This window comes from Kitasatospora sp. NPDC002040 (genome assembly GCF_040296785.1).
GTDB lineage: Bacteria > Actinomycetota > Actinomycetes > Streptomycetales > Streptomycetaceae > Kitasatospora.
In genome coordinates this window covers 44,596-69,853 of record NZ_JBEOXV010000025.1, presented here as the reverse complement: position 1 = coordinate 69,853, position 25,258 = coordinate 44,596, and the positions used below count along the sequence as shown (strand labels likewise).

Annotated in this window: 31 protein-coding genes; 10 read left to right on the top strand and 21 right to left on the bottom strand. The window is 71.9% G+C overall.

Annotated features, from left to right (window positions below):
- The 3 genes from ABT118_RS30850 to ABT118_RS30840 all read left to right on the top strand — a co-directional run.
- A partial coding sequence (locus tag ABT118_RS30850; protein ID WP_350676571.1) for a hypothetical protein occupies positions 1–226 on the top strand: 226 nt, incomplete at its 5' end.
- Between the two features lie 48 nt (positions 227–274).
- Positions 275–1,234 carry an LLM class flavin-dependent oxidoreductase gene (locus ABT118_RS30845; RefSeq protein WP_502884734.1) on the top strand — a complete coding sequence of 320 codons (960 nt, stop codon included), beginning with the start codon at positions 275–277 and terminating at the stop codon, positions 1,232–1,234.
- Positions 1,231–2,490, top strand: coding sequence for an LLM class flavin-dependent oxidoreductase (locus ABT118_RS30840; RefSeq protein WP_350676563.1), 1,260 nt, complete (start codon positions 1,231–1,233; stop codon positions 2,488–2,490). Before ABT118_RS30845 ends, ABT118_RS30840 begins: the two co-directional genes overlap by 4 nt.
- A gap of 187 nt (positions 2,491–2,677) precedes the next feature.
- On the opposite strand, the gene ABT118_RS30835 is transcribed toward ABT118_RS30840, so the two are convergent.
- Positions 2,678–3,424 carry an MBL fold metallo-hydrolase gene (locus ABT118_RS30835; RefSeq protein WP_350676559.1) on the bottom strand — a complete coding sequence of 249 codons (747 nt, stop codon included), beginning with the start codon at positions 3,422–3,424 and terminating at the stop codon, positions 2,678–2,680.
- 172 nt (positions 3,425–3,596) lie between these two features.
- Entirely contained in the window at positions 3,597–3,791 is a 195-nt protein-coding gene (locus ABT118_RS30830) for a helix-turn-helix transcriptional regulator (RefSeq protein ID WP_350676554.1), read from the bottom strand.
- A 183-nt stretch (positions 3,792–3,974) separates the two neighbouring features.
- Between ABT118_RS30830 and ABT118_RS30825 the strand changes: the two genes are divergently transcribed.
- On the top strand, positions 3,975–4,373 hold the full coding sequence (locus ABT118_RS30825; protein ID WP_350676551.1) for a type II toxin-antitoxin system PemK/MazF family toxin: 399 nt from the start codon (positions 3,975–3,977) through the stop codon (positions 4,371–4,373).
- 87 nt (positions 4,374–4,460) lie between these two features.
- Here the strand turns inward: ABT118_RS30825 and ABT118_RS30820 are convergent, their stop codons facing one another.
- The 7 genes from ABT118_RS30820 to clpS form a co-directional block, all read right to left on the bottom strand.
- A complete protein-coding gene (locus ABT118_RS30820; protein WP_350676546.1) occupies positions 4,461–5,429 on the bottom strand; it encodes a PLP-dependent cysteine synthase family protein in 969 nt (322 codons plus the stop codon).
- A gap of 50 nt (positions 5,430–5,479) precedes the next feature.
- Complete coding sequence (locus tag ABT118_RS30815) at positions 5,480–5,752, bottom strand: MoaD/ThiS family protein (protein WP_350676540.1); 273 nt, start codon at positions 5,750–5,752, stop codon at positions 5,480–5,482.
- 93 nt (positions 5,753–5,845) lie between these two features.
- Positions 5,846–5,962, bottom strand: a complete 117-nt coding sequence (locus tag ABT118_RS30810; RefSeq protein ID WP_350676536.1) for a putative leader peptide — start codon at positions 5,960–5,962, stop codon at positions 5,846–5,848.
- 148 nt (positions 5,963–6,110) lie between these two features.
- On the bottom strand, positions 6,111–6,542 hold the full coding sequence (locus ABT118_RS30805) for a M67 family metallopeptidase (RefSeq protein ID WP_350676531.1): 432 nt from the start codon (positions 6,540–6,542) through the stop codon (positions 6,111–6,113).
- A gap of 44 nt (positions 6,543–6,586) precedes the next feature.
- Entirely contained in the window at positions 6,587–8,029 is a 1,443-nt protein-coding gene (locus ABT118_RS30800; protein WP_350676525.1) for an amino acid permease, read from the bottom strand.
- Between the two features lie 173 nt (positions 8,030–8,202).
- Entirely contained in the window at positions 8,203–8,766 is a 564-nt protein-coding gene (locus ABT118_RS30795; RefSeq protein WP_350676520.1) for a DUF2017 domain-containing protein, read from the bottom strand.
- Positions 8,767–8,804: 38 nt separating this feature from the next.
- Positions 8,805–9,098: an ATP-dependent Clp protease adapter ClpS gene (gene clpS, locus ABT118_RS30790; RefSeq protein WP_350676516.1), complete on the bottom strand. Its 294-nt coding sequence runs from the start codon at positions 9,096–9,098 to the stop codon at positions 8,805–8,807.
- Between the two features lie 130 nt (positions 9,099–9,228).
- On the opposite strand from clpS, the gene ABT118_RS30785 reads away from it, so the two are divergent.
- Both ABT118_RS30785 and ABT118_RS30780 read left to right on the top strand, forming a co-directional pair.
- On the top strand, positions 9,229–10,545 hold the full coding sequence (locus ABT118_RS30785; protein ID WP_350676509.1) for a nicotinate phosphoribosyltransferase: 1,317 nt from the start codon (positions 9,229–9,231) through the stop codon (positions 10,543–10,545).
- 124 nt (positions 10,546–10,669) lie between these two features.
- Positions 10,670–11,260: an isochorismatase family protein gene (locus tag ABT118_RS30780; protein WP_350676506.1), complete on the top strand. Its 591-nt coding sequence runs from the start codon at positions 10,670–10,672 to the stop codon at positions 11,258–11,260.
- Positions 11,261–11,281: 21 nt separating this feature from the next.
- On the opposite strand, the gene ABT118_RS30775 is transcribed toward ABT118_RS30780, so the two are convergent.
- Entirely contained in the window at positions 11,282–12,316 is a 1,035-nt protein-coding gene (locus ABT118_RS30775; protein WP_350676501.1) for a hypothetical protein, read from the bottom strand.
- Positions 12,317–12,634: 318 nt separating this feature from the next.
- Between ABT118_RS30775 and ABT118_RS30770 the strand changes: the two genes are divergently transcribed.
- The gene (locus ABT118_RS30770) at positions 12,635–13,066 is read left to right on the top strand and encodes a hypothetical protein (RefSeq protein WP_350676495.1); all 432 of its coding nucleotides are present in this window, start codon (positions 12,635–12,637) and stop codon (positions 13,064–13,066) included.
- Positions 13,067–13,224: 158 nt separating this feature from the next.
- Here ABT118_RS30770 and ABT118_RS30765 read toward each other — a convergent pair whose 3' ends face one another.
- Positions 13,225–14,286, bottom strand: a complete 1,062-nt coding sequence (locus ABT118_RS30765) for a cation diffusion facilitator family transporter (protein ID WP_350676490.1) — start codon at positions 14,284–14,286, stop codon at positions 13,225–13,227.
- 211 nt (positions 14,287–14,497) lie between these two features.
- On the opposite strand from ABT118_RS30765, the gene ABT118_RS30760 reads away from it, so the two are divergent.
- Together ABT118_RS30760 and ABT118_RS30755 are read left to right on the top strand one after the other, a co-directional pair.
- Positions 14,498–14,902, top strand: a complete 405-nt coding sequence (locus ABT118_RS30760; protein ID WP_350676483.1) for a hypothetical protein — start codon at positions 14,498–14,500, stop codon at positions 14,900–14,902.
- 151 nt (positions 14,903–15,053) lie between these two features.
- Entirely contained in the window at positions 15,054–16,121 is a 1,068-nt protein-coding gene (locus tag ABT118_RS30755; RefSeq protein WP_350676479.1) for a DUF2332 domain-containing protein, read from the top strand.
- Positions 16,122–16,180: 59 nt separating this feature from the next.
- Here the strand turns inward: ABT118_RS30755 and ABT118_RS30750 are convergent, their stop codons facing one another.
- The 9 genes from ABT118_RS30750 to ABT118_RS30710 all read right to left on the bottom strand — a co-directional run bounded on the left by ABT118_RS30750 (position 16,181) and on the right by ABT118_RS30710 (position 23,987).
- Positions 16,181–17,293 (bottom strand): nucleotide disphospho-sugar-binding domain-containing protein, encoded by a 1,113-nt coding sequence (locus ABT118_RS30750; RefSeq protein WP_350676476.1) that lies wholly within the window; start codon positions 17,291–17,293, stop codon positions 16,181–16,183.
- 215 nt (positions 17,294–17,508) lie between these two features.
- The gene (locus ABT118_RS30745; protein WP_350676473.1) at positions 17,509–18,033 is read right to left on the bottom strand and encodes a DinB family protein; all 525 of its coding nucleotides are present in this window, start codon (positions 18,031–18,033) and stop codon (positions 17,509–17,511) included.
- Positions 18,034–18,124: 91 nt separating this feature from the next.
- Complete coding sequence (locus tag ABT118_RS30740; RefSeq protein WP_350676468.1) at positions 18,125–18,625, bottom strand: GNAT family N-acetyltransferase; 501 nt, start codon at positions 18,623–18,625, stop codon at positions 18,125–18,127.
- Positions 18,626–18,743: 118 nt separating this feature from the next.
- Positions 18,744–19,247 (bottom strand): GNAT family N-acetyltransferase, encoded by a 504-nt coding sequence (locus tag ABT118_RS30735; RefSeq protein WP_350676463.1) that lies wholly within the window; start codon positions 19,245–19,247, stop codon positions 18,744–18,746.
- Between the two features lie 69 nt (positions 19,248–19,316).
- A complete protein-coding gene (locus tag ABT118_RS30730; protein WP_350676458.1) occupies positions 19,317–19,526 on the bottom strand; it encodes a hypothetical protein in 210 nt (69 codons plus the stop codon).
- Between the two features lie 97 nt (positions 19,527–19,623).
- The gene (locus ABT118_RS30725; RefSeq protein ID WP_350676454.1) at positions 19,624–21,057 is read right to left on the bottom strand and encodes a S8 family serine peptidase; all 1,434 of its coding nucleotides are present in this window, start codon (positions 21,055–21,057) and stop codon (positions 19,624–19,626) included.
- A gap of 96 nt (positions 21,058–21,153) precedes the next feature.
- A complete protein-coding gene (locus ABT118_RS30720) occupies positions 21,154–22,560 on the bottom strand; it encodes a WXG100 family type VII secretion target (protein ID WP_350676448.1) in 1,407 nt (468 codons plus the stop codon).
- A gap of 46 nt (positions 22,561–22,606) precedes the next feature.
- Complete coding sequence (locus ABT118_RS30715) at positions 22,607–23,089, bottom strand: DUF2563 family protein (protein ID WP_350676441.1); 483 nt, start codon at positions 23,087–23,089, stop codon at positions 22,607–22,609.
- 163 nt (positions 23,090–23,252) lie between these two features.
- Positions 23,253–23,987 (bottom strand): endonuclease V, encoded by a 735-nt coding sequence (locus ABT118_RS30710; protein WP_502884733.1) that lies wholly within the window; start codon positions 23,985–23,987, stop codon positions 23,253–23,255.
- A 147-nt stretch (positions 23,988–24,134) separates the two neighbouring features.
- Here ABT118_RS30710 and ABT118_RS30705 point away from each other — a divergent pair, with 147 nt between their 5' ends.
- Positions 24,135–24,383 (top strand): hypothetical protein, encoded by a 249-nt coding sequence (locus ABT118_RS30705; protein ID WP_350676433.1) that lies wholly within the window; start codon positions 24,135–24,137, stop codon positions 24,381–24,383.
- Positions 24,384–24,465: 82 nt separating this feature from the next.
- Here ABT118_RS30705 and ABT118_RS30700 read toward each other — a convergent pair whose 3' ends face one another.
- Positions 24,466–25,167, bottom strand: a complete 702-nt coding sequence (locus tag ABT118_RS30700) for an RDD family protein (protein WP_350676427.1) — start codon at positions 25,165–25,167, stop codon at positions 24,466–24,468.
- Positions 25,168–25,258 lie beyond the last annotated feature (91 nt).

Genomic DNA, 25,258 nt, shown 5'->3' with positions numbered 1-25,258 from the left:
CACCGAGCTGCCACCACGCGAGGTCGTGCCGCTCGCGGTCGAGCCGCACCAGGTGATGGGCGAGGCGCCCGGCGGTTGCCGGGCGGGGTCCGTGCGTTGCGGCGGAAGGTTGACGAACTGCCAAGATCACTGGTCCACTTGGGGGGTGCACGCCTCACGGATCCTGGTCACCCGCAGCCACATCGACTTCGGTCGCGTGTGGTCGGCGGCGTGTCGGCGCGGCTGAGTTCCCCGCCGCCCCGACCCCCTTCACCAGGAAAGCCAAGGCCCTGCCATGCCTTCGTCGCCTTCGTCATCCGTGCCCCGTCCGTTCCACCTCTCCTCCGGTCTGGACGGCCCCGGGCCGCTGACCGCCCAGCACTTCACCGCGCTCGCGCTGCTCGCCGAGCGCGGCGGCCTGGACTTCGTCACCCTGGACGACTCCTTCAGCCCCGGCCTGGACGCGCTCGCCGTCTTCGCCCGGATCGCCCCGGCCACCAGCAGGATCGGCCTGGTGCCGACCGTCACCACCACCCACACCGAGCCGTTCCACACCTCGATCGCGGTCAACACCCTGGACTGGGTGAGCGGGGGCCGGGCCGGCTGGCTGGTCGACGTCTCCGCCACCGCGGCCGAGGCCGCCGCGGTCGGCCGGCGCCCGCCGCTCCCGTCCGGGGAGCTGTGGCGGGAGGCCGCCGATGCAGTCGAGGTCGCGGCCCGGCTCTGGGACAGCTGGGAGGACGACGCCGAGATCCGGGACCGGGCCACCGGCCGGTTCATCGACCGGGACAAGCTGCACTACGTCGACTTCGCCGGGCCGTACTTCTCGGTGAAGGGCCCGTCGATCACCCCGAGACCGCCGCAGGGCCGCCCGGTGGTGGTGGTCCGGCTGGACACCGAGGAGCGGGGCGCCCGGCTGGAGCTGGCCGTCCGGCTGGCCGACGTGGTGCTGCTGGACGCGGCCTCGCCGGCGGCTGCGGCGAGCACCCGGGCCGGCCTGCGCGAGCTGGTCGCCGAACAGGGCCGGGATCCTGGGCAGTTCCGGGTGCTGGCCCGGGTCGGGCCCGGGGTCCGCCCGGCCGACTGGCTCGGCGCGGTGGACGGCCTGCACCTGGTGCCCCGCCAACTCCCGGACGACCTGATCGAGTTCGTCTCGGCCACGGCAGGACTCGGGACCGGCCGCGACGGCACACTGCGGCAGCGGCTCGGCCTGACCCGACCGGTCAACCACTACGCGGCGGGAGCGGCCCGATGACGACCCGGCAGATCCACCTCGCGGCGCACTTCCCCGGCGTCAACAACACCACCGTCTGGGCCGATCCGGCCTCCCGGAGCCAGATCGAGTTCAGCTCGTTCCGGCACCTGGCCCAGGTCGCCGAGCGCGGCCGGTTCGACTTCTTCTTCCTCGCCGAAGGCCTGCGGCTGCGCGAGGTGAAGGGCCGGATCCACGACCTGGACGTGGTCGGGCGGCCGGAGGCGATCACGGTGCTGAACGCACTGGCCGCCGTCACCACCCACCTCGGGCTGGCCGCCACGGCCAGCGCCACCTTCAACGAACCGTACGAACTCGCCCGGCGGCTGGCCTCGTTGGACCACCTCTCCGGCGGCCGGGCGGCCTGGAACGTGGTCACCTCGAACGACGCCTTCACCGGCGAGAACTTCCGCCGGGGCGGCTACCTGGACCACGCCGACCGGTACCACCGGGCCGCCGAGTTCGTCGGGCTGGCCCGCGAGCTCTGGGAGTCGGACGGCGCGGTGGTCCGGCACCACGGACCGCACTTCCGGGTCGAGGCGGCCGGTCCGCTGCCGCCGTCGCCGCAGGGGCGGCCGGTGCTGATCCAGGCCGGGGACTCGGACGACGGGCGGGAGTTCGCCGCCGAGCACGCCGACGTGGTGTTCAGCCGGCACGGCTCCCTGGAGGCCGGGCGGGCCTTCCACGCCGACGTGAAGCGGCGGCTGGCCAAGTACGGCCGCCGGCCGGAAGAGCTGAAGATCATGCCGGGGGTGACCTTCGCCCTCGGCTCCACCGAGGCGGAGGCCGCCCGCCGGTCGGACGCGATCCGCCGGGCCCAGGTCGGGCCGCGGACCGCGCTGGCCTTCCTGGAACAGGTCTGGGGCGTCGACCTCTCGGACCACGACCCGGACGGGCCGCTACCGGCCGGCGACCCGGTGGTCGACTCGAAGCTGGTGCAGGGGCGGACCAGGATCGGCGACCCGCTGGAGCTCGCCGCCCGCTACCGGAAGCTGGCGGCCGAGAAGGGCCTCAGCTCGCACGAGCTGGTGATCGAGCTGAGCGCCCGTCACTCCTTCGTCGGCACACCGGAGTCGGTGGCCGACCGGATGGCGGAGTACGTCGCGACCGATGCCGCCGACGGCTTCATCCTGGTGCCGCACCTGACCCCGGGCGGCCTGGACGACTTCGTCGACCAGGTGGTGCCGATCCTCCAGCGGCGCGGTCTGCACCGCACCGAGTACACCGGCAGCACCCTGCGCGAGCACCTGCGGGACTAGGGCCTCTCGTTCGGATCACGTCGGATCAGCGGGCGTCGTTGGGGTGCGTGCCTCGGCGGCGCCGAGGAGGGGGCCCCTCCCGGCCGGAGGCTGGGGGAGAGTCCATGCGGAGCATCGGCGACCGACGAGAAGCCGGCGAGGTGCGTGCCCCGGCGGTGCCCGCCCGACGTGATCCGAACGAGAGGCCCTAGAGCTCGTAGACGGCGCCCGGTCGGGCCAGCTCGACCGGGCCGCCGAACACGGCGGCGGCGTCGCGGCGGTTGACCTCGGGGTCGGTCCACGGCGGGATGTGGGTCAGGACCAGGCGCCCGACCCCGGCCGCGGCCGCGTGCTCACCGGCCTCGCGGCCGTTCAGGTGCACGGCGGCGAAGGTCTCCTTGCCGTGGGTGTAGGCCGCCTCGCAGAGGAACAGGTCGGTGCCCCGGGCGAGTTCGACCAGCTCCTCGGACTCGCCGGTGTCCCCGGAGTACACCAGGCTCCGGCCGCCGTGCTCGATCCGGAAGGCAAAGGTCTCCACCGGGTGGTTGACCCGGACGGTGGTCACCGTCAGCGGGCCGAGCGCGAAGGTGCCCTCGCCGAGGGTGCGGAAGTCGAACACCTCGGTCATCCCCGGCTGCGCCGGCATGTCGTACGCCCGGGCCAGCCGGTCGGCCGTGCCCGCGGGGCCGTAGACCGGCACCGGGTCGGGGCAGCCTTCGAGGCGGTAGTTCCTGGCCACCCAGTAGGCGCAGAGGTCGATGCAGTGGTCCGCATGCAGGTGGCTGAGCAGGATCGCGTCGATGTCGTAGAGACCGCAGTGGTTCTGCAGCGCGCCGAGCGCGCCGTTGCCGAGATCGAGCACGGCCCGGTAGCCGTCGGCCTCGACCAGGTAGCTGGAGCAGGGCGACTCGGCGGACGGGAAGCTTCCCGAGCACCCCACCACGGTCAGTTTCATGCCGAGCCCCTCCACCCCGATGGGTCATGGTCCGTGCCCGCGGGGCTACCTGGTGGTAGCGGCTGGCTGCCAGATGAGAGTAAGGCTGGGAGGGCACTTTGCCCCCGTCTCCGTGCCGTGCTGTGGCTGATGTCACCAGAACGGGGCCGCACCGGGACGGGGGCGGGGCGGACTACCGATTCCCGGGACGGTTCCGGGCCCAGGCGCGGATGGTGCCCGCGAACCAGCGCGGATGGCCGCTGCCGTCGATCATGTCCGGGTCGGGCAGCAGGCCGTGCCGGCGGTAGTTGCGGACGGTGTCGGGCTGGACGTTGATGTGCCGGGCGATCTCGGTGTACGACCACAACTCATCGCTGCGTGAAGACATCTGGGCCACCTTCAGAGAGGGTTCCGAGGCTGCTCTCGGGGAGTCGCGATCAGCTTTTCCGGCCCAACGAGAATCTTTAGCCCAGAACGGACTCCGTGGTCGTTCCGTGACAAATCAGGAGCACCAAACGGATAAATGCTCAACTGTCACAGCGCTCCGGGCCCCTGGTTGTACGGTCTGCGGATGGAGAAATGGCTGATAGCAGCGCTGGTCGTGGTGGTCCTGCTCGCGGTGCTGGTCGCCGTCCGGCGCCGGCGGCCGACCGCTCCCGGCGGCCCGGCCGCCCGCGAGGTCTGGTGGGCCGAGGTGCCGTTCGAGGACGGCCCCGGGGCGAAGGACAGGCCGTGCCTGGTGCTGCGGGTGCACGGCCGGACCGCCACCGTCGCGAAGATCACCAGCAAGCGGCACGCCGACCGCCCGGGCGTGCTCGCCCTCCCGCCGGGCGCGGTCGGCGACCGGCAGGGCCGGGCCAGCTGGCTGGAGACGGACGAGCTGCGCAAGGTGCCGCTGCGCGCGTTCCGCCGCCGGGTCGGCCCGCTGGACGAGCAGACCTGGGCGAAGGCGCAGCGGGCCCTCCGCTGACACCGGCACGGCGCGGCCCCCGTCGAACCGGGGACCGCGCCGTGCCGTGCTGTGCCTGCGCGTGTGCAGCGCGGGCGTGACGTGCCGTCAGGCCCAGAGCTGGCCCTGCAGCGCCTCCACCGCGGCCTCGGTGGACTCGGCGGTGTAGATGCCGGTGGAGAGGTACTTCCAGCCGCCGTCGGCGACCACGAAGACCACGTCCGCCCGCTCCCCCGCCTGCGCGGCCTTGCGGCCGACGCCGATCGCGGCGTGCAGGATGGCGCCGCTCGACACGCCCGCGAAGATGCCCTCCTGCTGGAGCAGCTCGCGGGTGCGGCGGACGGCGTCGGCCGAGCCGACCGAGAACCGGGTGGTGAGCACCTCGGCGTCGTACAGCTCGGGCACGAAGCCCTCGTCCAGGTTGCGCAGCCCGTACACCAGGTCGTCGTAGCGCGGCTCGGCCGCGACGATCTGGACGCCCGGGACCTTCTCCCGCAGGTAGCGGCCGACGCCCATCAGGGTGCCGGTGGTGCCGAGGCCCGCCACGAAGTGGGTGATGCCGGGGAGGTCGGCCAGGATCTCCGGGCCGGTGCCGGCGTAGTGCGCGCCCGCGTTGTCCGGGTTGCCGTACTGGTAGAGCATCACCCAGTCCGGGTGCTCGGCGGAGATCTCCTTGGCGATCCGGACGGCGGTGTTGGAGCCGCCGGCGGCCGGCGAGGGGATGATCTCCGCGCCCCACATCCGGAGCAGCTCGCGCCGCTCCTCGCTGGTGTTCTCCGGCATCACGCAGACCATCCGGTAGCCCTTGAGCTTGGCCGCCATGGCGAGCGAGATGCCGGTGTTGCCGCTCGTCGGCTCCAGGATGGTGCAGCCGGGGGTGAGCAGCCCCGCCGCCTCGGCCCGCTCGATCATGTGCAGCGCCGGCCGGTCCTTGATCGAACCGGTCGGGTTGCGGTCCTCCAGCTTGGCCCAGAGGGTCACCAGCCCGTCCCCGTTGCCGGGTACGGCGGCGGAGATCCGGGGCAGGCGGACCAGCGGAGTGTTGCCGACGGCTTCGAGCGGGCTGTCGTACTTCATCGGGCGGAGCCTCCGGCAGTCGGGGAGCAGGGCGGGCGGGTGCGGCTGGGTCAGCCGCCGGCCACGGCGGGCAGGATGGTGACGCTGTCGCCGTCGGTCAGACCGGTCTCGATGCCCTCCAGGAAGCGGACGTCCTCGTCGTTCAGGTAGACGTTGACGAAGCGGCGCAGCTCGCCGCCGTCCAGCAGCCGGGCGGCGATGCCCGGGTGCCGGGCGTCCAGGTCGGCGAAGAGCTCGCCGAGGTTGGCGCCGGCGCCCTCGACGGCCTTCTGGCCGTCGGTGTACGTGCGGAGGATGGTCGGGATGCGGACCTCGATGGCCATGGCTGCGCTCCTGATCGGAAGAGTTCGGTGGGCCGCGGGCGCGGCAGGGGAGGGTCGCCCCGGGGGCCGGGGAAAAAGCGGTTGGTGCCGAGGTCAGCAGGCGTCGGCAGGGCCGGGACAGATCGCACTGGCGAGCCGGCACAGGTCGACGTGCAGGCGCGCCACGAGGCGGATGCCCGGGGCCTGGTTGCTCACATCGACGGAACGCATGGGCTCATCGTATAGATTCCCGCCCCCGCTCCGACATCTCCGTCTCGACATCCGGATGTTTCCGTATCTACAGGTGAGATGTGGTGCTCGGGACAGCCGAAGGCCCGCCGTACCGGCCCGGTCGGGCGGTGCGGCGGGCCCGTGGTCGTCAGGCCGCGTACGCCTCGACGATCTCGACGTCTTCCTCCGTGATCACGCCGTCCACGATCCGGTACGAGCGGAACTGGAACGGGTCCTCGGGGCCGGTGCCTTCGGCGGTGGAGACCAGGACGTAGTGCGCCCCGGGCTCGGAGGCGTAGCTGACGTCGGTCCGGGAGGGGTACGCCTCGGTGGCCGTGTGCGAGTGGTAGACGATCGCGGGCTCCTCGTCCCGGTCGTCCATCTCGCGGTAGAGCTTGAGCAGGTCACCGGAGTCGAACTCGTAGAAGGTGGGCGAGCGCGCCGCGTTGAGCATCGGGATGAACCGCTCGGGGCGGCCCGTCCCGGCCGGGCCCGCGACCACGCCGCAGGCCTCGTCCGGGTGGTCGGCACGGGCGTGGGCGACGATCGCGTCGTGCAGCTCTCGGGTGATGGTCAGCATCCGGTCAGGATAGCCAGCCGCCCGCACCGGCCCGGCCGCCCGTCTCAGTCGTCGGACCCGGCGTGGACGTGGTCGTGCCCGTGGGCGTGCACGGCCTCGGGGCGGCGGCGCTTCAGCACCTGGTAGCCGATCACCAGCAGCACGGCCCAGACCGGGAACACGTACAGCGACATCCGGCTGTCCTCGTCGAGCGCGATCAGCACGACCACCAGCACCAGGAAGGCGAGTGCCGCCCAGCTGGCCGCCGCGCCGCCCGGAGCCCTGAAGGACGGCGCCGGCAGGTGGCCCGCCTTCCAGGCGGTCCGGTAGCGGATCTGGCAGAGCAGGATGATCGCCCAGGTCCACAGGCCGCAGACGGTGGCGACCGAGGTGATGTACTCGAACGCCCGGCCCGGCTCGAGGTAGTTGAGCACCACGCCGAGGCCCATCAGCAGGCAGGAGACGGTGATCGCGGCGGCCGGGGTCTTCCGGGCGTTGAGCGAGGTGAGCTGCCCGGGGGCCTGGCCGCGCAGCGCCAGGTCGCGCAGCATCCGGCCGGTGGAGTACATCCCGGAGTTGCAGGAGGAGAGCGCGGCGGTGAGCACCACGAAGTTCACGATCCCGGCGCCCGCCGGGATGCCCATCTTCTCGAAGGCCTCCACGAACGGGCTGACCCCGGGGGCGAACTCCCGCCACGGCACCACGGCCAGGATGACCACCAGGGCGCCGATGTAGAACAGCGCGATCCGCCAGGGCAGGGTGTTGATCGCGCGCGGCAGGGTCTTCTGCGGGTTCTCGCTCTCGCCCGCCGTGACGCCGACCAGCTCGACCCCGAGGTAGGCGAACATCACGATCTGCAGCGTCATCACGGTGGAGCCGATGCCCTTGGGGAACAGCCCGCCGTCCGACCAGAGGTTGCTCAGCGACGCGGTGTCACCGGCGTCGCTGAAGCCCAGGGTGAGCACCCCGATGCCGATCAGGATCATCCCGATGATCGCGGTCACCTTGATCATCGAGAACCAGAACTCGATCTCGCCGAACAGCTTCACCGAGATCAGGTTGGCGCCGTAGAGCAGCACCAGGAAGGCGAGCGCGGAGAGCCACTGCGGGATGCCCGGCGCCCAGTACTTCACGTAGACGGCGGCGGCGGTGGTCTCGGCCATGCCGGTGACCACCCAGAACAGCCAGTACGTCCAGCCGGTCACGTAGCCCGCGAACGGGCCCAGGAACTCCCGGGCGTACTCGGCGAAGCTGCCGGAGACCGGACGGTACGTCAGCAGCTCGCCGAGCGCCCGCATGATCACGAAGATCACCACGCCGGCGACCGCGTAGCTGAGGATCAGGCTCGGGCCGGCCTTGGAGATGGCGGTGCCCGCGCCGAGGAAGAGTCCGGTGCCGATCGCCCCGCCGATGGCGATCATCTGGATCTGACGGCTGCCCAGACCGCGGACGTAGCCCTCCTCGTCCGGCACCGGGTCGGTCACCTCGTCGAACTGCTGCTGGGCCATCGGCCACCGTCCTTGACTCGTGGGGAGTGGCAGTCGTACCACGGGCCGACCGGATACCGGTGCGTATCTGAGCGATATTTGAGCATGCGATGTCAGCTTTGCGGGAGGTATGCCGGAAATGCCGGAGCCCCCGTCCCAGGGAGTGGGACAGGGGCTCCGGGGTGGGCCGGGGTCTAGCCGGCCATCGCCTCCAGCAGTGACTCCTGCAGCGCGCCGAGCCACAGGTACGCCATCGCCAGCGGCTTGGCCGGGTCGTCGTCGGGCAGGGCGAAGAAGTCGTCGTCCTCGGTGACCTCCAGCCGGGTGCCGAGGATCAGCCGCAGGTCGTTGGTGGCACCCAGCCAGCGCGGGCACTCCTGCGCCGACAGCAGCAGCGGCTCGTCCGCGCCGAGCCCGCCCAGGGTCCGGATCACCGCCAGCGCGTCGTCCCGCTTGCGGGTGCGCAGATCGGTCTCGGTGTAGCGGCGGAACTCGGCCGAGGCCTCGACCGCCTCCTGGTCGACCGGCTTCTCCGGGTCGCCGTAGGCGTCCGGGAAGAGCCGGGCCAGCGCCGGATCGGCGGGCGGCCTGCTCGGCCCCTCGGCGAACAGCGCGGCCAACGGGTCGTCACTCTCCGCCGGGCCGGGGCCGATCATCTCCAGCACCTGCATGAACAGCGACCGCAGCAGGGCGGCGTCGCCCTCGGCCAGCGCGGCCCGCGCACCGCCGTCGCCCGTGCTCTCGAACAGCCGAACCATGAGTAGTCGTCAACCCGTCGTCGTGGTGGGGTGGTTGGTCAGTCGTGCTGGAGGGTGGCCCAGAGGCCGTAGCCGTGCATGGCCTGCACGTCCCGCTCCATCTCCTCGCGGGAGCCGCTGGAGACCACGGTGCGGCCCTTCTGGTGCACCTCCATCATCAGCTGCCTGGCCTTCTCCTTCGGGAAGCCGAAGTAGGCCTGGAAGACGTACTGGACGTAACTCATCAGATTGACCGGGTCATTGTGGACGATCGTGACCCAGGGGGTGTCGGGCTCCACCGCTGGAATGCCTTCGACCTCCGGGCGCTCGATCTCCACGGGCGCGACACTCACGGCTGCACTCCTCGTCGGGACACGGTTTACCGCCTCTCATGCTTCCATCCGGGGGACGCACGAGCGAATCCGGGTCAACGGAGCGAGAGAAATCGTCAAACTGACGCTAAGTGGTAGTAGCATCATCCCCATGGATGCCGACACCGCGCGCCGCTCCACGGCGCTGCTCACCGACCGCTACGAGCTCACCATGCTGCAGGCCGCCCTGCGCAGCGGCGCCGCCCACCGGCGCTCGGTCTTCGAGGTGTTCACCCGCCGCCTCCCCAACGGCCGCCGCTACGGCGTGCTGGCCGGGGTCGGCCGGGTGCTGGACGCGGTCGAGGACTTCCGCTTCAGCACGCCGCAACTGGACTGGCTGGCCGACCAGGGCGTGGTGGACGAGACCACCCTGCGCTTCCTGGCCGACTACCGCTTCTCCGGCGACATCCACGGCTACCCCGAGGGCGAGGTCTACTTCCCCGGCTCCCCCGTGATGACCGTGGAGGGCAGCTTCGCGGAGGCGGTGATCCTGGAGACGCTGATCCTGTCGATCCTCAACCACGACTCGGCGATCGCCGCCGCCGCCTCCCGGATGACCAGCGCGGCGGGCGGGCGGCCGTGCATCGAGATGGGCGCCCGCCGGGCGCACGAGCAGGCCGCCGTCGCGGCCGCCCGGGCCGCGTACGTGGCCGGCTTCAGCGCCACCTCCGACCTGGAGGCCGGGTTCACCTACGGCATCCCGACCACCGGGACGGCCGCGCACGCCTTCACTCTGCTGCACGACAGCGAGCGGGACGCCTTCACCGCCCAGATCGACTCGATGGGCCGGGGCACCACGCTGCTGGTCGACACCTACGACCTGAACGAGGCGGTGCGCACCGCCGTCGAGGTGGCCGGGCCCAAGCTCGGCGCGGTCCGGATCGACTCCGGCGACCTCACTCTGCTGGCCCACCGGGTCCGCCGCCAGCTGGACGAGCTGGGCGCCTCCGACACCCGGATCATCGTCACCTCCGACCTGGACGAGTACGCCATCGCCGCACTCGCCGCCGCCCCGGTGGACGGCTACGGCGTCGGCACCAGCCTGGTCACCGGCAGCGGGCACCCGACCTGCGCGATGGTCTACAAGCTGGTCGCCCGGGCGAGCGGCCCCGAGGGCCCGCTGGTCTCGGTGGCCAAGCGCTCGGCCGGCGCCAAGTCCAGCGTGGGCGGCCGCAAGTGGGCCGCCCGGCAGCCCGACGCCGACGGCGTCGCGGAGGCCGAGGTGGTCGGCACCGGGCCGGTGCCCGCCGAGCTGGAGCCGCACCTGCTGCACGTACCGCTGATCCGGGCCGGCCAGATGGTCGGCCGCGAGCCGCTGGCCGCCGCGCAGGAGCGGCACCTGCGGGTGCGCGCCTCGCTGCCGCTGTCGGCCACCCAGCTCTCCAAGGGCGAGCCGGTGCTGCCGACCGAACTGCGGCTGGCACCGTGACGGCGGGCCCGTGACATCGGGCCCGTAAGGCCGCTCTCCCCTTTCGCCTACGCGCGTCACTGCCTACAGTGGCCAGCGTCGAGGTCCATCACACCGCCCGGGCGGCGGAGAAGGAAGCAATCCCATGCATCGGGCACTGATCGTCGTCGACGTGCAGAACGACTTCTGCGAGGGCGGCAGCCTGGCCGTCGCCGGCGGTGCCGAGGTGGCCGCCGCGATCACCGACCTGATCGCCGAGTCGGCTCCCGGGTACGCGCACATCTGCGCCACCAGGGACCACCACATCGACCCGGGGCCGCACTTCTCCGCCGAGCCGGACTACGTGGACTCCTGGCCGGTGCACTGCCTGGCCGGGACGGAAGGGGTGGGTTTCCACCCCAACTTCTCCCCCTCGGTGATCTCGGGCGCGGTCGAGGCGGTCTTCGACAAGGGTGCGCACTCGGCCGCCTACAGCGGCTTCGAGGGCTTCGACGAGAACGGGGCGACGCTGGCCGACTGGCTGCGGGCACGGGACGTCACCGAGGTGGACGTGGTGGGGATCGCCACCGACCACTGCATCCGGGCCACCGCGCTGGACGCCCGGCGGGAGGGATTCACCACCCGGGTCCTGCTCGACCTCACCGCAGGGGTCGCGGCCCCCACCACCGAGGCGGCACTGGCCGAACTGCGGTCGGCCGGAGTGGAGTTGACCGGTACGCCGATCGTCCGCCGCTGACGGTACGGCTTACCCTGCGGCTCACTCGTGACAGGTCGCCAGCAGCTCGACCACGTCCGTGCCGCCCGCCAGGAACGCCTCCCGCAACTCGCCGCCGACCACGTCCGGTTCGGCGGCGAGCCGCTCCCCCGACACGTACACCACCCGGACCCCGAGGTACTCCATCCGGTGCTGGCCGCCCCGGACCCAGGCCGCCTCGCCCTCGCTGACGCAGCGCAGCTCGGAGTCCACCTCCACCGCGACCGCGGCGGCCGGCCAGTACAGGTCCGGCACGGCCACGAAGGTGCCGCCGCGCATCCGCAGCTCGGGCCCGGCCAGCGGCACCGGCAGCAGCCACTCGTCCACCAGCTCACCGATCCGGCCGAGCACCGACTCCCGCCCGGCCGCCAGCAGTTCGTCCGCCGCGGCCCGCACCCGCTCCTCGCCGAGCAGGTCGGCCTCGCGCAGCTCGGCCATCAACTCCCGCAGTGTGCAGCCGGGTTCGGACTTCGCCAGCGCCTCCCTGAGCACCGCCCTGAGCTGGGAGGCTGGCACCTCGCCGGTGTCGAAGGCACTGGTGTCGGTCCACTCCCTGATCGTGTCAGCCACCGCCCGGGCCACCGGGGCACAGGCCAACCCGTGCACCGAGCGGGCCACCAACTCCCGCTCCGTACGCCGGATCCGGACCTCCCCCGCGTCCTTCAGCCGGCGCTGGCGGGGCACCAGCACCTCCACCCCGGTCACCGCGGGCAGCCGGGGCGCGGAGGCGAAGCCGTACAGCGCGAGCGCCGCCGCGCCGGTGATCACCGCTCCGTCCCGGCGGCCCTCCTCGCGCCCGTTCTGCGCCGCGTACAGCAGCGCGGCCCACATCCGCTGCTCGGGCGTCGGCTCGCCGCCCTGGAGCAGGTAGACCCTGGGCAGCAGCCGCTGCCACGGGCCGCCCTGGCGACAGTGGCCGCTGACCACCCTGGTCGGCACGCCGCGGGCACGGAGCTGGCTGGCGGTGATCACGTTCTGCTGGCGGCGGGCCAGCTCCTCGAGGGAGGGCGACTGCGACGGAATCTGGTAGCTGCTCATGCCGACAACCCTCCCCATCCGGCCCCGCTCCGCACCCACGACCTGACGCACCGTTACCCAACCGTCGCGAAACCGGGACTGGCCCGCACTAAAGTCCCCATACCCTCACCCATTCGGACCAATAGGTGTTCAGCCGAATGCCGGTATGGATCGAACTTGGCCTGTACCATCCGATTTTCCGCACGGCCCTTGTGCGGACATCTCGACCACTCGAACACCCCTGCCACCTGCGGCGCCTGACCGAGAGTGACGAGCGCCATACAGTTTCCCGCCGCCCGGGGGTCACGACCGACCCCCGGGATTGCCTAACATCGCTTCATGCCACGTGACGAATCCGCCGCCCTGCGCGCTGCCCAGCTGCGCCTCGGTCGCCTGCCCGGCTACGTCCGCCAGCCGGACCTGGCCCGGCGCAGCGGCGACGACGGCCACATGTACAAGAAGGGATGGGAGGTCCGCTTCACCGCGCGGACCGAGGAGGAGATAGCCGAGATCCGCGATCTGGTGATCGCGGCGGGCTTCGCCCCGGCCCGGCCCTTCTTCAAGGGCAACCAGCTCATCCAGCCGGTCTACGGCATCGCCGCCGTGCACGCCTACCTCGAGGCCAAGGAGGCCGCGGAGGCCGCCGGCATCCCGGAGCAGCCGAACCGGCGTGCCGCCGCACCCTCCGCCGCCGCAGCCGCCGCCACGGCGGCCACCGCGGCGGCGCAGCGCGCCCGCCGCAAACCCGAGGAACCCAACCGCACCTGCTGACCCCGGCCACCAGGGGCTCGGGGCGGTGTCGACGGGGAACTCGGCCGATGGGCGGCTCCGCCGCCGGGGCGAGGGCGCCCGGCGCCGGGGTCACCGTGCAGAAGTCCCTTCCCCTGCAAGCACGTTGAATGCTCCTGGCCCGACCTGCCCGAGCGCTCTCAGACGTGCGGGTCGAGGTGGACGGTGGCGGCGCGGAGGCGGGGGACCGCCCGGATCAGGGCGTGCTCCGCGGCCTCGGCGACCCGGTGGCCGGCCGCGACCGTGAGGGTGCCGTCCACCAGGACGTCGGCCTCGGCCCGGAGCGAGTGCCCGATCCACCGCAGCCGCACCGCTCCCACCCCGCGTACGCCCTGGACCGCCCGCAGCTCCCGCTCGGCCGCGTCCAGCAGCGCCGGGTCGACGCCGTCCATCAGCCGCCGGCCGACCTCGCGGGCGGAGCTGCGCAGCACCAGCAGGATCGCCCCGGTGATCACCAGCCCGACCACCGGGTCGGCGAGCCGCCAGCCGAGTGCGCTGCCGCCGGCGCCGATCAGCACGGCCAGCGAGGTCAGGCCGTCCGTCCGGGCGTGCATCCCGTCGGCGACCAGCGCGGCGGAGCCGATCCGCCGCCCGGTGGCGATCCGGTAGCGGGCGACCCACTCGTTGCCCAGGCAGCCGACCAGTGCGGCACCGGCCACCGCCCAGAGGTGGCCCACCGGCTGAGGGTGCATCAGCCGCTGGACGGCCGTCACCGCCGCGAACACCGCCGAGACGGCGACCACCGCGACCACCGCCATCCCGGCCAGGTCCTCGGCCCGTCCGTAGCCGTACGGGTAGCGGCGGTTGGCGGCCCGGCGGCCGAGCAGGAAGGCCAGGCCGAGCGGGATCGCGGTCAGCGCGTCGGCGAGATTGTGCACCGTGTCGCCGAGCAGCGCGACCGAGCCGGAGAGCGCCACCACGACGGCCTGCACGCCCGCCGTGAGCGCCAGTACCACCAGCGAGATCCAGAGCGTCCGCAGGCCTTCGGCGGAGGTCTCCAGCGGGCTGTCGACCCGGTCGGCGGCGTCGTGCGAGTGCGGTCGCAGCAGGTGGGCGAGCCGGTGCGCCCACCTGCTCGTGGGCTGGTGCGCCGACCGGCTCGCGGAACGGTCCGCCGTCCGGTGGCGCCCTTCCGGGTGATCGTGCGCATGCGGGTGGGAGTGGTCGTGCCGGTGTCCATGGGGATGTCCGTGCGGCTCCATGGAGGTACGGTGGCACACCAACTCCCTTGCAGCCACTGCCGTTCTACCCGTTCTGACCAGGTGCGCAGCGCTCGCAACTGACAGGTCGTCACACAACGGCTCAATCGCACCCCTCCCGAGTATCTGATGGGACTTGTCACTCAAAGCAGCCGCCCGAGGCCCTAGAGTGAACACTGGCCACCTGCCACCCCCGACCGGACGAGAGGCTGATGTGACCAATCGTCATGACCCGGCCTCCTCAGTGGAGTTCATCGCTTTCCGGGAGCTGCACCACCCTCGGTACCTGAGTTACGCCCGGGTCTGGTTCCGGGAGGCGGCGCAGGCCGCGGCCGTGGTCGAGGACGCCTTCGCGGCGATGGCGGCGGCCTGGCCGGAGATCCTCGGCAGCCCCAACCCGACGGCAGCCGCCTGGCGGATCCTGCGGGCCACCGTGACCGGGCGGTTCGACCCGGCTCGGGTCCCGGTGCAGCGGGTGACCGCGGCCGACGAGGATCTCGCCATCCTGCACTACGTGGTGGGCCTGGCCACCCCGGAGATCGCCGACGTGGTCGGCACCGACACCGCCAACGTGGCCAGCCAGCTCCGGCACGCGCTGCGCGAGGCGGCGGACTGGTGAGCGCCGTCCGGTGCCGGCCTCTCCGTGATCGGCGTCCGGTGATCACTGTCACCCCGGTGGAGCCTTCACCGGGAGGCCCGGTGGGCGAAGGATGAGAGGCGCCGCTCCCTGACGGGCGGCCGTCCGACCGTTCCGACCGAGGAGTCCGCCGGTGCCGCTCGCCCACGCCGCTGCCATGATCGACCGCCAGGCCACCGCCTGCGGTGAACTCGGGTCCCCGCTCTACGAGTTCCTGCTCCGCCGGGCGGCGCTGGACGTGGCGGAGGGCGGCCCGTGCGCGGCGGCCGTCGCCGGGCACGAGGACGCACCCGGGCCGGACGCGATCGCGCTGCGGCTGCTCGGCGGCGTGCACGCGCTGGTGCTGACCGGGCGGGCACCGGAGCTGGCGGCCTACTACCCCAGCGCCGGCGGGAAGTTCTCCCGGCCCGTCCCGGAGGCCGCCTGGACGGCCTTCCGCGCCACCGTCGCCGACCACCTGGACTGGGTCAGGGGCTGGCTCACCCGACCCCCGCAGACCAACGAGACCGGCCGGGCCAACCTGCTGATCGCCGGCCTGCTGCACACCCTCGCGGACGCCCCGCAGCCGGTCCGGCTGTTCGAGCTCGGAGCCAGCGCCGGGCTCAACCTGCTCGCCGACCGGTTCCGCTGCGAGTGGTCCGGCGGCGGCCTGGGCCCGGCCGACTCCCCCGTCCGGCTGACCGACGCCTGGCAGGGCCCGCCGCCGTTCCCGGTCGACCGGCCGCTGCCCGCAGTGGAGTTCACCGAACGGCGCGGCTGCGACCTGGCCCCGATCGACCCGCGCTCCGCCGAGGGCGCGCTCGCCCTGCGTGCGTACGTGTGGGCCGACCGCCCCGAGCGGGCCGCCCGGCTGGACGGCGCGCTGGCGCTGGCCGCCGTGCACCCGGCCGAGGTGGAGAAGATCGGCGCGGCAGAGTTCCTCCGCCAGGTCCACCCGGCCGAGGGGACGCTCACCGTGGTCTGGCACTCGATCATGCGCCAGTACGTCCCGGCCGCCGAATGGGCCCAGGTGGAGGCCGAGTTGGAGCGACTGGCGGCGGCCGCCACTCCCACCGCCCGGTTCGCCCACATCGCCTTCGAGCCCAGCCGGGCGCCCGGCTCGGAGCAGCGCCGGTTCGTCCTCACCGTCCGGTCCGGCCCCGGTCCCGAGCAGGTGCTCGCCGAGGCCGTACCGCACGGCCTGCCCGCGTGGGCGCTGTAGGACCTCCGGGTCCGGGTCCGGGTCCGGGTCCAGATCAGGGCCGGGCGGCGGTCAGTCAGTCAGGCGATCAGGCTCTCGAAGTCCGCGACCAGCTCGGCCGGCGAGGGCATCGCCTGGATCTCCGCCCGGACGGCGGCGGCCGACTTCCGCACCGCCTCGTCGTCCAGGAGGCGGTCGAGCAGTGCGGCGTCCACCGCGTCCGTGCTCGAACGCAGGGCGATCCCGTTGGCCTCGGCGGCTGCGGCGTTCGCGAAGTGGTCCGCCCCCTGAGGGAGGATCAGCTGCGGCACGCCCAGCGCGGCGGCGGTCATCATGGTGCCGGAACCGCCGTGGTGCACCACCGCGTCGCAGGCCTCCAACAGCTCGTTGAGCGGCACCCAGGGCAGCGCCCGGACGTTGGCGGGCAGCTCGCCGAGCGGGGCCAGGTCGCTGTCCCCCAACGCGAGCAGGACCTCGGCGTCGACGCGGCCGGCCTGCTCGATCAGGCCGGAGAGGGCACCGATGCCCTCCCACTCGGCGAAGACCGTCCCCAGCGTCACGGCGATCCGCCGCCGCGGTCCGCGGCGGAACAGCTCCGCCGGCACGGTGCCGCCCCCGTTGAACGGGACGTAGCGGACGCGCCAGCCCCCGCCGTCCCCGCCGAGCGAGACCGGGAGGACGTCCACGACCGTGGGCTCCGCCGGGCCGTCGATCCCGTGCGCGGCGTACTCACCCGCCAGGATCCGGGCCATCCGGGCGGCCACCCCGCCGGAGGTGACACCGAAGTTGTGCACCACCGCAGGTATGCCGAGCACGGCGGCGACCAGCGGCGCGGCCGACTGGAAGGGGGCGTGCACGATCACGTCCGCCCGCCAGCCGCGCGCGACCTCCAGCAGACCGGAGATGGTCACCCGGCCGTGCTCGGCGAAGCCCTGGGCGGCCAGCTCCATCGTCTCGTCCTCCGACCGCTCCCCGGAGGTGAACCGGACCCCCGCGAGGACCCGCCCGAAGGCCTCGCTGACGTTGGTCCCGTCGCCGACGTCAACGGCGGGCAGACCCGTGTTGCGCAGCTTCTCCACCGGGGTCTGCCCGGCGAACAGCACATCGTGGCCCGCTGCCCGCAGGGCCTGCGCGGTCGGGACGAGCGGGAAGATGTGGCCGACCGAGCCGGGGGCCGTGAACAGGACGCGCACAGTGGTTCTCCTCGCATGGTGGGGCGGTACTCGGCAATCCGGTGGAGTGTTCTCCCCGGCTTGTGCCCGGGGTCAACTCGGTTGCAACCGCTGGCCTTTATTACATGCCGGTGGATCACAACGCTCCATTGGATGTTCCGCCAAGCAATCGCCGACCGCCGACCGAAGAGATGTGACGACTTGTCAGCCGAACCTTCGGTGGATCCGCCGGCCCGTCACCCGGTGACGTCGTGCAGGTGGTGCACCGGGTCGTGGATCAGGTACCGGGCGAACGACTCCACCGTGAACCGGGCGCCGTCGCTGCGGTTCCCGGTGCGCTGCCACTGCGCACCGCCCACCGACTCGAAGCCCTGGGCCAACCGGTCGGCGGCGGAGGCCAGTTCGGCGGCCACCAGGGTCGGATCCTGCTCGTTGTAGCGCTCGGCGACGGCCGTCTCGTCCTGGTTCCAGTTCGGGAACAGCGGCGCCTCCTGGTCCAGCATCAGCCGCAGCCGGACGTGGAAGATCCGGAAGACGTCCCGGACGTGGCAGGCGTACTCGAGGTCCGACCACACCGCGGGCGCGGGCCGACGGCGCAGCTCGTCCGCCGACCGCTCGGTCAACAGGGCCGCCCAGGCGGCGGCGTTGGCGCGGACCAGACCGGCGACGTCCTCGCGTACGACTGACGGCGTGTCGAAGCCGCAGTCGGGGCAGGGGCGGTCCAGGACCCAGGTCCAGTCCTTGGTGTCAGGAGTGATCATGGCACCAAGGATGCGGTCCCGGCCCGGCGTCCGGCCAGCGGCACGAGGGCCAGCCGTCGCCGAGATCCCGCCAGTCCGGCTTCTCCCCGGCTCAGGCTTCTTCGTGCAGCGGCAGGTACATCACCAGCAGGTCGACGTAGCCGAGTTCCGGATGCAGGAAGCCCTCCGGCACGGCGGCCAGCACCGTGAAGCCGAACGACTTCCAAAGCGCCACCGCCCGGGAGTTGGTCGACGCCACCGCGTTGTACTGGATCGCCCGGTAGCCGTCCGCCCGGGCCTGCTCGATCACGTGCGCACAGAGCGCCCGGCCGACCCCCCGGCCCGCGTACGCGTCGTCCACCATGAACCCGGCGTTGGCGACGTGCGAACCCGGGCCCATCTGGTTGGGGTGCGTCTCCGCACTGCCGAGCACCGTGCCGTCCTCCGCCACCGCGACCACCGTCCGCCCCGGCAGGCACTTCATCCACATCTCCCGGGCGGCCTCCTCGGCGATGTCCCGGGGCCAGGTGAAGGTGTCGCCGGCCGCGACGATCCGGTGCAGGAAGGGCCAGATGGCGGGCCAGTCGGCCGCGGTCGCCTCACGAATGATCATCCCGGCAGTCTGCCTTGCGCCGGTCCTCCCGGCCAGGGGATTTCCCCCGCCCGTGGCGCCCACCGGCCGGCAGGCGTCATCGGCCCGGCGTCACCCGCCCGGCGTCATCGGCCCGGCGTCATCCGCTCAGCGGCTTCGCGAACCAGACCTCCGCGTACGGGTCGTCCCCGTACGGATCGACCGGCCGGTACCCGAGGCGGCGGTACAGCGCGATCGCCTCGACCAGGTCCTTGCGGGTGTTCAGCCGCATCGTCCCCACCCCGCGCTCCCGCGCCAGCTCCTCCGCCGCCCCCACCAGCAGGGCCCCCGCCCCACCCCGCCGGGCCGCCTTCCGGACGTACACCCGGGTCAACTCCGCCTCCCCCGCCCCGAGACCCGCTCCCCGCCAGTGCAACCCCACACAACCGACCGGCCCCGCCGCGTCCCGCGCCACGAGCAACACCCCCTGCGGCTCCCGCAGATCCGCTCCGTCACCCAGCTCCTGGGTGACCTCCTGCGACGTCGCCGGCCGGCCGTAGTACCGGCTGACCAGCTCGTCCAGGTACTCGTACAGAACCGTCGCCGCATCCGGGTGGTCCACTGCGGTCGGGGTGACGGTCCAGTTCAGGGGCACTGTGCTCATGCCCCCATTCTCCGGGCGGCGGCAACGCAGTTTCCGTAGCCGCCGAACGGCCGCCGCCCGAGCCACCGCCTACTTGACCGTGCAACTCGAGTCGACCGAGGTCCCCGGCAGCCCGACGATCGACTGCGCCCACCCCAGCAGATCCGCACACACCTTCGCCTCCTCGGCATTGGCCGGCGGGTGCCCCTCGGTCGCACCGGCCGTCGCCGGAGCGGCAAGGCTCAGCGCCAGCACAAGCGCGGGCAGGACGGACTTCAGACAGCGGCTGCGGATACGCATAACAGGACGGCCCTTCGGGTGCGATGGCTTACTGACGGGCCATCAGTACCCGAAGGCCCGCTCCCCTGCCGGGGATTGTGCACCGTTCGTGGGCGTGTCAGCGGTACGGGTTGCCGCCGGTGTTACCGCCGCCACCACCGGCGCCGGGCTGGGGCGGGTACTGCTGCGGCGGGTAGGGCTGCTGGGGCGGATAGGGCTGCTGTTGCTGCTGGTACGGCTGCTGCGGAGGCTGCGCCCCGCCGTACGGCGCCTGCGGCGGGTACTGCTGCTGCGGCCCGCCACCACCACCACCGCCGCCGTACGGAGGCTGGCCGCCGCCACCCTTGTTCCGCCGGACCAGCACGATCACGCCGCCCACCACGACCACGGCCAACAGCCCGACGATCGCCCAGACATAGACCGGGATCCCACTGTCACTGTCGCTCTTGGGCGCCGCGGCCTGATTCCCCCCGGCCGCACTCCCACCCGCCGGCGTGGACGCCTGCGGCGCAGCGGACGACGCGTCCGGCTGACGCTGCGACTCCGGCCGCGACAGCAGCGGATTCTCCTTCGGACCGTTGTCGACGGCGGGGTTGGCGGCCAGCGCCTTCTGCGCCGAGGCGATCCCGTAGCCGTAGCTGTTGTTCGGCACCGTCTGCCCAGCGGGCACCACGGCTGACTTGATCAGCCGGTTGATGACCTGCCCGGCCGAGAGACTCGGGTACTTCGACCGCACCAGCGCCGCAATCGCGGACACGTAGGCAGTGGAGTCGGAAGTCCCATTGGCCTTGCGGTATTCCGCCGCAGTCTTGTAGCCCGCCGAGTAGATTTCAACCCCGGGTGCCACCAACGTGATCTCGGGCCCACTGTTCGACTTTTCCCAGACCTTACCGTCCCGGTCGACGGCACCAACAGCGACAACACCGGGGATGGCAGCCGGATATCCTACCGGAGTGTCGTGATTCCCGAGGTTGCCAACGCCTCCAACCAGGACAACGTCCTTGTCGATGGCATATTTGATGGCGTCTCGAGTGGCTTTTCCGGATCCTGAAATGAAGGACATGTTAATGACCTTGGCATTGTGATCCACGGCGAAGCGAATTGCATCAGGAACCTCGTTGTCCTGAGCACTCACGACGTCGGTGCCTCCGCCCAGGTTGATTCTGATCGGCAGAATCTTTGCCTTTGGCGCAAGGCCGATGACGCCATCCTGGTTTCCAGCTCCATGCCCGTGCGCGGCGATCAGACTCGCCATGGCCGTGCCGTGGCCATCCTTGTCGACGCGGCCGTCGCTCTTCTCTCCGGTGAAGTCAGCTCCCGGCAACACCTGCCCGACAAGGTCCTGGTGGTCAGCCATGACTCCGCCGTCAATGACCGCGACAATCACGTTCTCGCCCTGACTCACCGGCCAGACCTTGTCTGCGGCGCCGAACTTGCTGATGGGCCACTGGCCTTCGCGGATATTGTCAGCGGCGGCCGAGCCGGCGACAGTCCCCCACAGCAAGGACCCCAGAACGAGTACAGCTGCTCCCCGAACCTGCCGACTGGACATCAAGTCTCGCTACTCCGCTCACTGGAATCCTTGCGCTGCCTTTTCAGGTGGGCGGCGCCGTCGAAGTCCGCACCGCCCACCTGGATCAGCAAACTCTCACTCCACTACATTCGGGTTGGTCGGTGCCCCGGTTGCCCAGGTCTCCTCGTCCTCGACGAGGTAGTCCGGACGCCGCTTGTCCTTCTTGTCCTTCTTGCCGGCCTGGGCAGCACTAGGCATGCCCCCGCCCTGCCCCGCTCCGCCCGGCGCACCCTGACCGCGGCCACGACCGAGCCCTGATCCGCCCTCGGTGAAGGCGCCTCGACCCGCGCCGCCGGAGCCAACCGCACCAGCTGTTCCGCCGGCGCGACGAGCTGCACTCGAACCCGTGCCGCCACCGGCTCCGCCGCCGGCGACTCCCGCGCCACTTCCAGTGCCGCCCGCCCCAGGCATCCCCGAAGCGCCGAAGGCACTTCCGGCGCGACTGCCCATGCCCGAACCGGTACCTCCGCCACGGGAGTTGAACCCGCTCGCGTCACGAGAACCGGCGAATCCGCCTGCAACGGTGGCCTTCGGGCTTCCGCCCGCTGCACCGCCACCGGCCAGACCGCCACCGCCAAGGCCGCTACCGCCAAGGCCGTTCCCGGTTCCCGTCCCCGCTCCAGGACCGCCATGTGTTCCCGGACCCGAAGAACCGCCCGTTCCCGGCTTCGGGCTGACCGCCACACCATCGAGTCCCGTTCCAGGCCCGTAGGGCGCCGGCGACGCAGGCTTGGGAGCGGGGTTGGCAGTGCCACCCTTGATCCCGGAATCCGTGGGACCGCTGGGCTGAACCTTCTTCGGCGCCTGCGCACCGACACCGCTGCCCGGAGCGGTGGTGGAACGGGACTTGGTCGACGTACTGCCCGAACCCGTCGATCCCACGAGGCCCACACCGCCACCCATGACCAGTGCGCTGAGCACCGCCGGCCCTGCGGAGTCCGGGGCGACGACCTCCGACGGGTCAGTGATCCTGTTCGGCGGCGGCTTGAGGTAGTCAGTGGTCGCACGGTAGCGACTGGCCAACAGGTTCATGACCGCTACTGCTTGGGCCTTCTTCTCATCCGTGACAGCGGTCTTGGTGTCCTCGTCCTCGCTGCCGGTGGCGGCGGCCGCAGTGTCACCGATGGCGTCCGCAGCCTTGGACCAGAAGCTCGGCTCCTCCGGCATCGTGCGCTTGGCTTCGTCAATGGCGGCCGACATCAGTTCGAGAGCGACGGCGGCATCGTTGGCGTAGGACGCAGTGTTGCTGATACCAGCGGCCAGCGTGGTCATCTTGGTGTGGAACGCTTCGCTGGTGGCGCCTTCCCACGTGGTCGTCGCATCCGACGATGCGGTCGTGAGAGAAGTGCGGATCTGCTTCAGGGTGTCAGTGGCCCGGCGCCAGGGATCTGCTGCGGACATGATGCCGCCCGAGTCCATACTGCCGACCATGCGGCGGAGATCGGCGTGGCTGTAACCGTTGAAGTCGGTCTGGCTGCTCATGGGCGGGTTCCTCCTGTCCGCTGCGGAATCATGGGCACTGGGGCGCTCACCACGTCGACTGCGGTTCGCCGCTGCCGGCCGGGGCTGCGCCTGTCGGCGGCTTGGGGCTCGACTGCGGAACGCCCGGGCGCGGGACTGTCGACGAGTACGTGGCCGGGGTGACCGCTGCCGGGCCGCCGACCGACCAACCGTCAGAGTTGACCTTCAGACCACGAGCGGTCTCGGTCTCCTGCTCCTCGTAGTTGCTCGCGGTGAGGTCAGCCTTGCGCTGGGTCTCGTTGATCGCGTCCTGAAGCAGGTTCATGACGTCCCGAAGGTTGTCCCGCATGACCTCGTACTTGTCGAACAGCGCCTGCGCTTCGGGGAAGGTCCCAAAAGCGGTTCGACTGACTCCGCTCTGCCCGTGCGTGCGACTGCCGTCCGCGCGTGACTGGAACTCGTCCAACAGTCCGCGCACCTGCGCGGCGAACGCTCGCAGGTTGTCGACCTCGACGCGGTAGCCGGTGCCGCCACCGTTCCCCGTGCTCACGACTGTCCTCCCCCATGGAGCCAGTACTGGACTGGTATGCCCTGATATCAACTGTTCCGGTACGACCCGGTCTTGAGGACACGGGCCTACAACCCTCATGTCTAACACATGCGGCCGTCGGCCTGAACGCCGACGTGAGGCACCGTCGGCGATTGGTACCGAATCACCACACAGCGGCCGCCAGCGCTCGTCGGCAGAGCGCGTCGGCCCGCCGGGTGGTCTCGGGCTGGCGGTAACCGGCCGTCAGTCGCAGGGTGGTGTCGACCGATTCGGGCAGGCCGATGCGGTGGCCGACCGAGACGAAGACCGGCTTGGTGCCGGCGCGGGTGCGGAGGGCGGCGCCGACCTGTTCGCCGGTGTCGGGGTCGAGCAGGGCGGAGGTGGCGCCGCGTTCGGGGCCGGGCTGGTCGAACGTGAAGGTGAAGGGGGTCTTGGCGGCGCCGAGGGTGGGCAGGCCGGTGAGGACGCCGAGGTGGCTGGCCAGGCCGAGGCGGCGGGGGTGGGCGAGGCCGTAGCCGTCGCAGACCACCAGGTCGGGGGTGTGCCGCAGCGCCGTCAAGGCGTCCAGGACGGTCGGGAGTTCGCGGAAGGCGAGCAGGCCGGGGACGTACGGGAAGCTGATCCGGCCGGTCGCGGTCGCCTCCTCGACCACGTCCAGGGTGGAGAGCGAGAGCAGGACGGCGGCGGCGACCACCACGTCGCGGTCGTCGTCGTAGGCGACGTCGACGCCGGCCACCAGCGCGTCCGGGGCCGGCCCGGGACCGGACGGTTCGACCAGCGGGCGCAGGCGTTGCTGCACCGCGACGGCTTCGCCCTCCGTGGTGGGCCAGTCGGCAGGAACGGGCACAGGCTTCCCCCAGGTCACTCCGGCAGTTCGCTGCCACCGTACCCAGTGCATCCGCGGGCCCCGCGCCCACCCGCCCGTGAGCCCGTGCGCCCCCGCTGCCGGACGGAGGCGTACTTGTCCGGACGGAGCGGTGGGTACACCTTGGTAAGGCAAGGCTTCCCCCGGCAGCGCAAGGCTCGTGCGAAGGACGGTTCCGTCATGTCGCGTCCCACCATCGCCCAACTCAGCACCGGCACCCTGACCGTGGTCGCCGCGGCTGCGGTGCTGCTCGCCGTCTCCGGGTCGCGGGGGGTGTTCCAGATCGCGGTCCTGGTGGCCTTCGCCGTGGCGCTGGGCACGCTGGCGACCGCGCTGCTGGTGAGCGTCGCCGCACAGCGGCGGGCAGCCGCTCCGCAGCGGCAGCAGGCCGCCCGGACGGCGGCACCGGAGTACGCCGCGCAACGCTAGCCGCTGCTCACGCGGCACACGGCACACGGCACATGGACAGGGCCCGTGGGCGGACGTACCGCCCGCGGGCCCTGAGACGCGGTCAGACGGTGGAGACGACCACGGTCTTGGCGGCCTTGTCGTGGATGCACTGGCGGTAGGGCTTGTCGAAGACGCCGAACAGGCCGTTCACCGGCCACCACAGCCCGCCGCAGCAGATCACCGCGGGGAGGACGAAGGTCGCTGCCCTGGTCCAGGCCGCCGAGCCGGTCGGTGCGCTGCCATCGACCAGCATCGCGACCCGGACCTTCATCAGCTTCTTGCCGAAGGTCTGGCCGTCCCGGCTGAGCATGATGCCCTCGTAGATGAAGTAGAGGCCGTAGCCCAGCCAGGCCGCACCGACCCAGCCGCCCTGGTCGCCGAGGTTGGCGAACGGGAGCACGACCACCACGGCGACCGCCTGGATCAGCAGGAAGTCGATCAGGCGGGCCAGGATCCTGGCGCCCCAACCGCCGAGCGGCGGCATCCCGGGGACCGGACCGGCGCCCGCCTGGTACGGCGCACCGTAGGCGGGCGGGGGCGGCGGGGCGCCGTACGGGCTCCCGTCGTAGCCGCCGGGGGCGCCGTAGGGGCCGCCGGGGGGCGGGGTTCCGTAGGGGTCGGCCGCAGGCGGGGGCGGTGGCGGGGCGCCGTACGGATCGGACGGCACACCCTGCGGCGCACCCGGCTGCGGGGGCCGCTTGTCGAAGGAGGGCTTGTCGCCCCCCTCCGACGTGGGGTCTGACGAGGGGTCATGGGTGCTCATGACCTGAGTAGAACATCACGGATACTACGATGTTGGGATATTTAGTCCGTTTTGCTCCATCGGGGGCGCCGGTCACCCCTCCTGAGTGCCG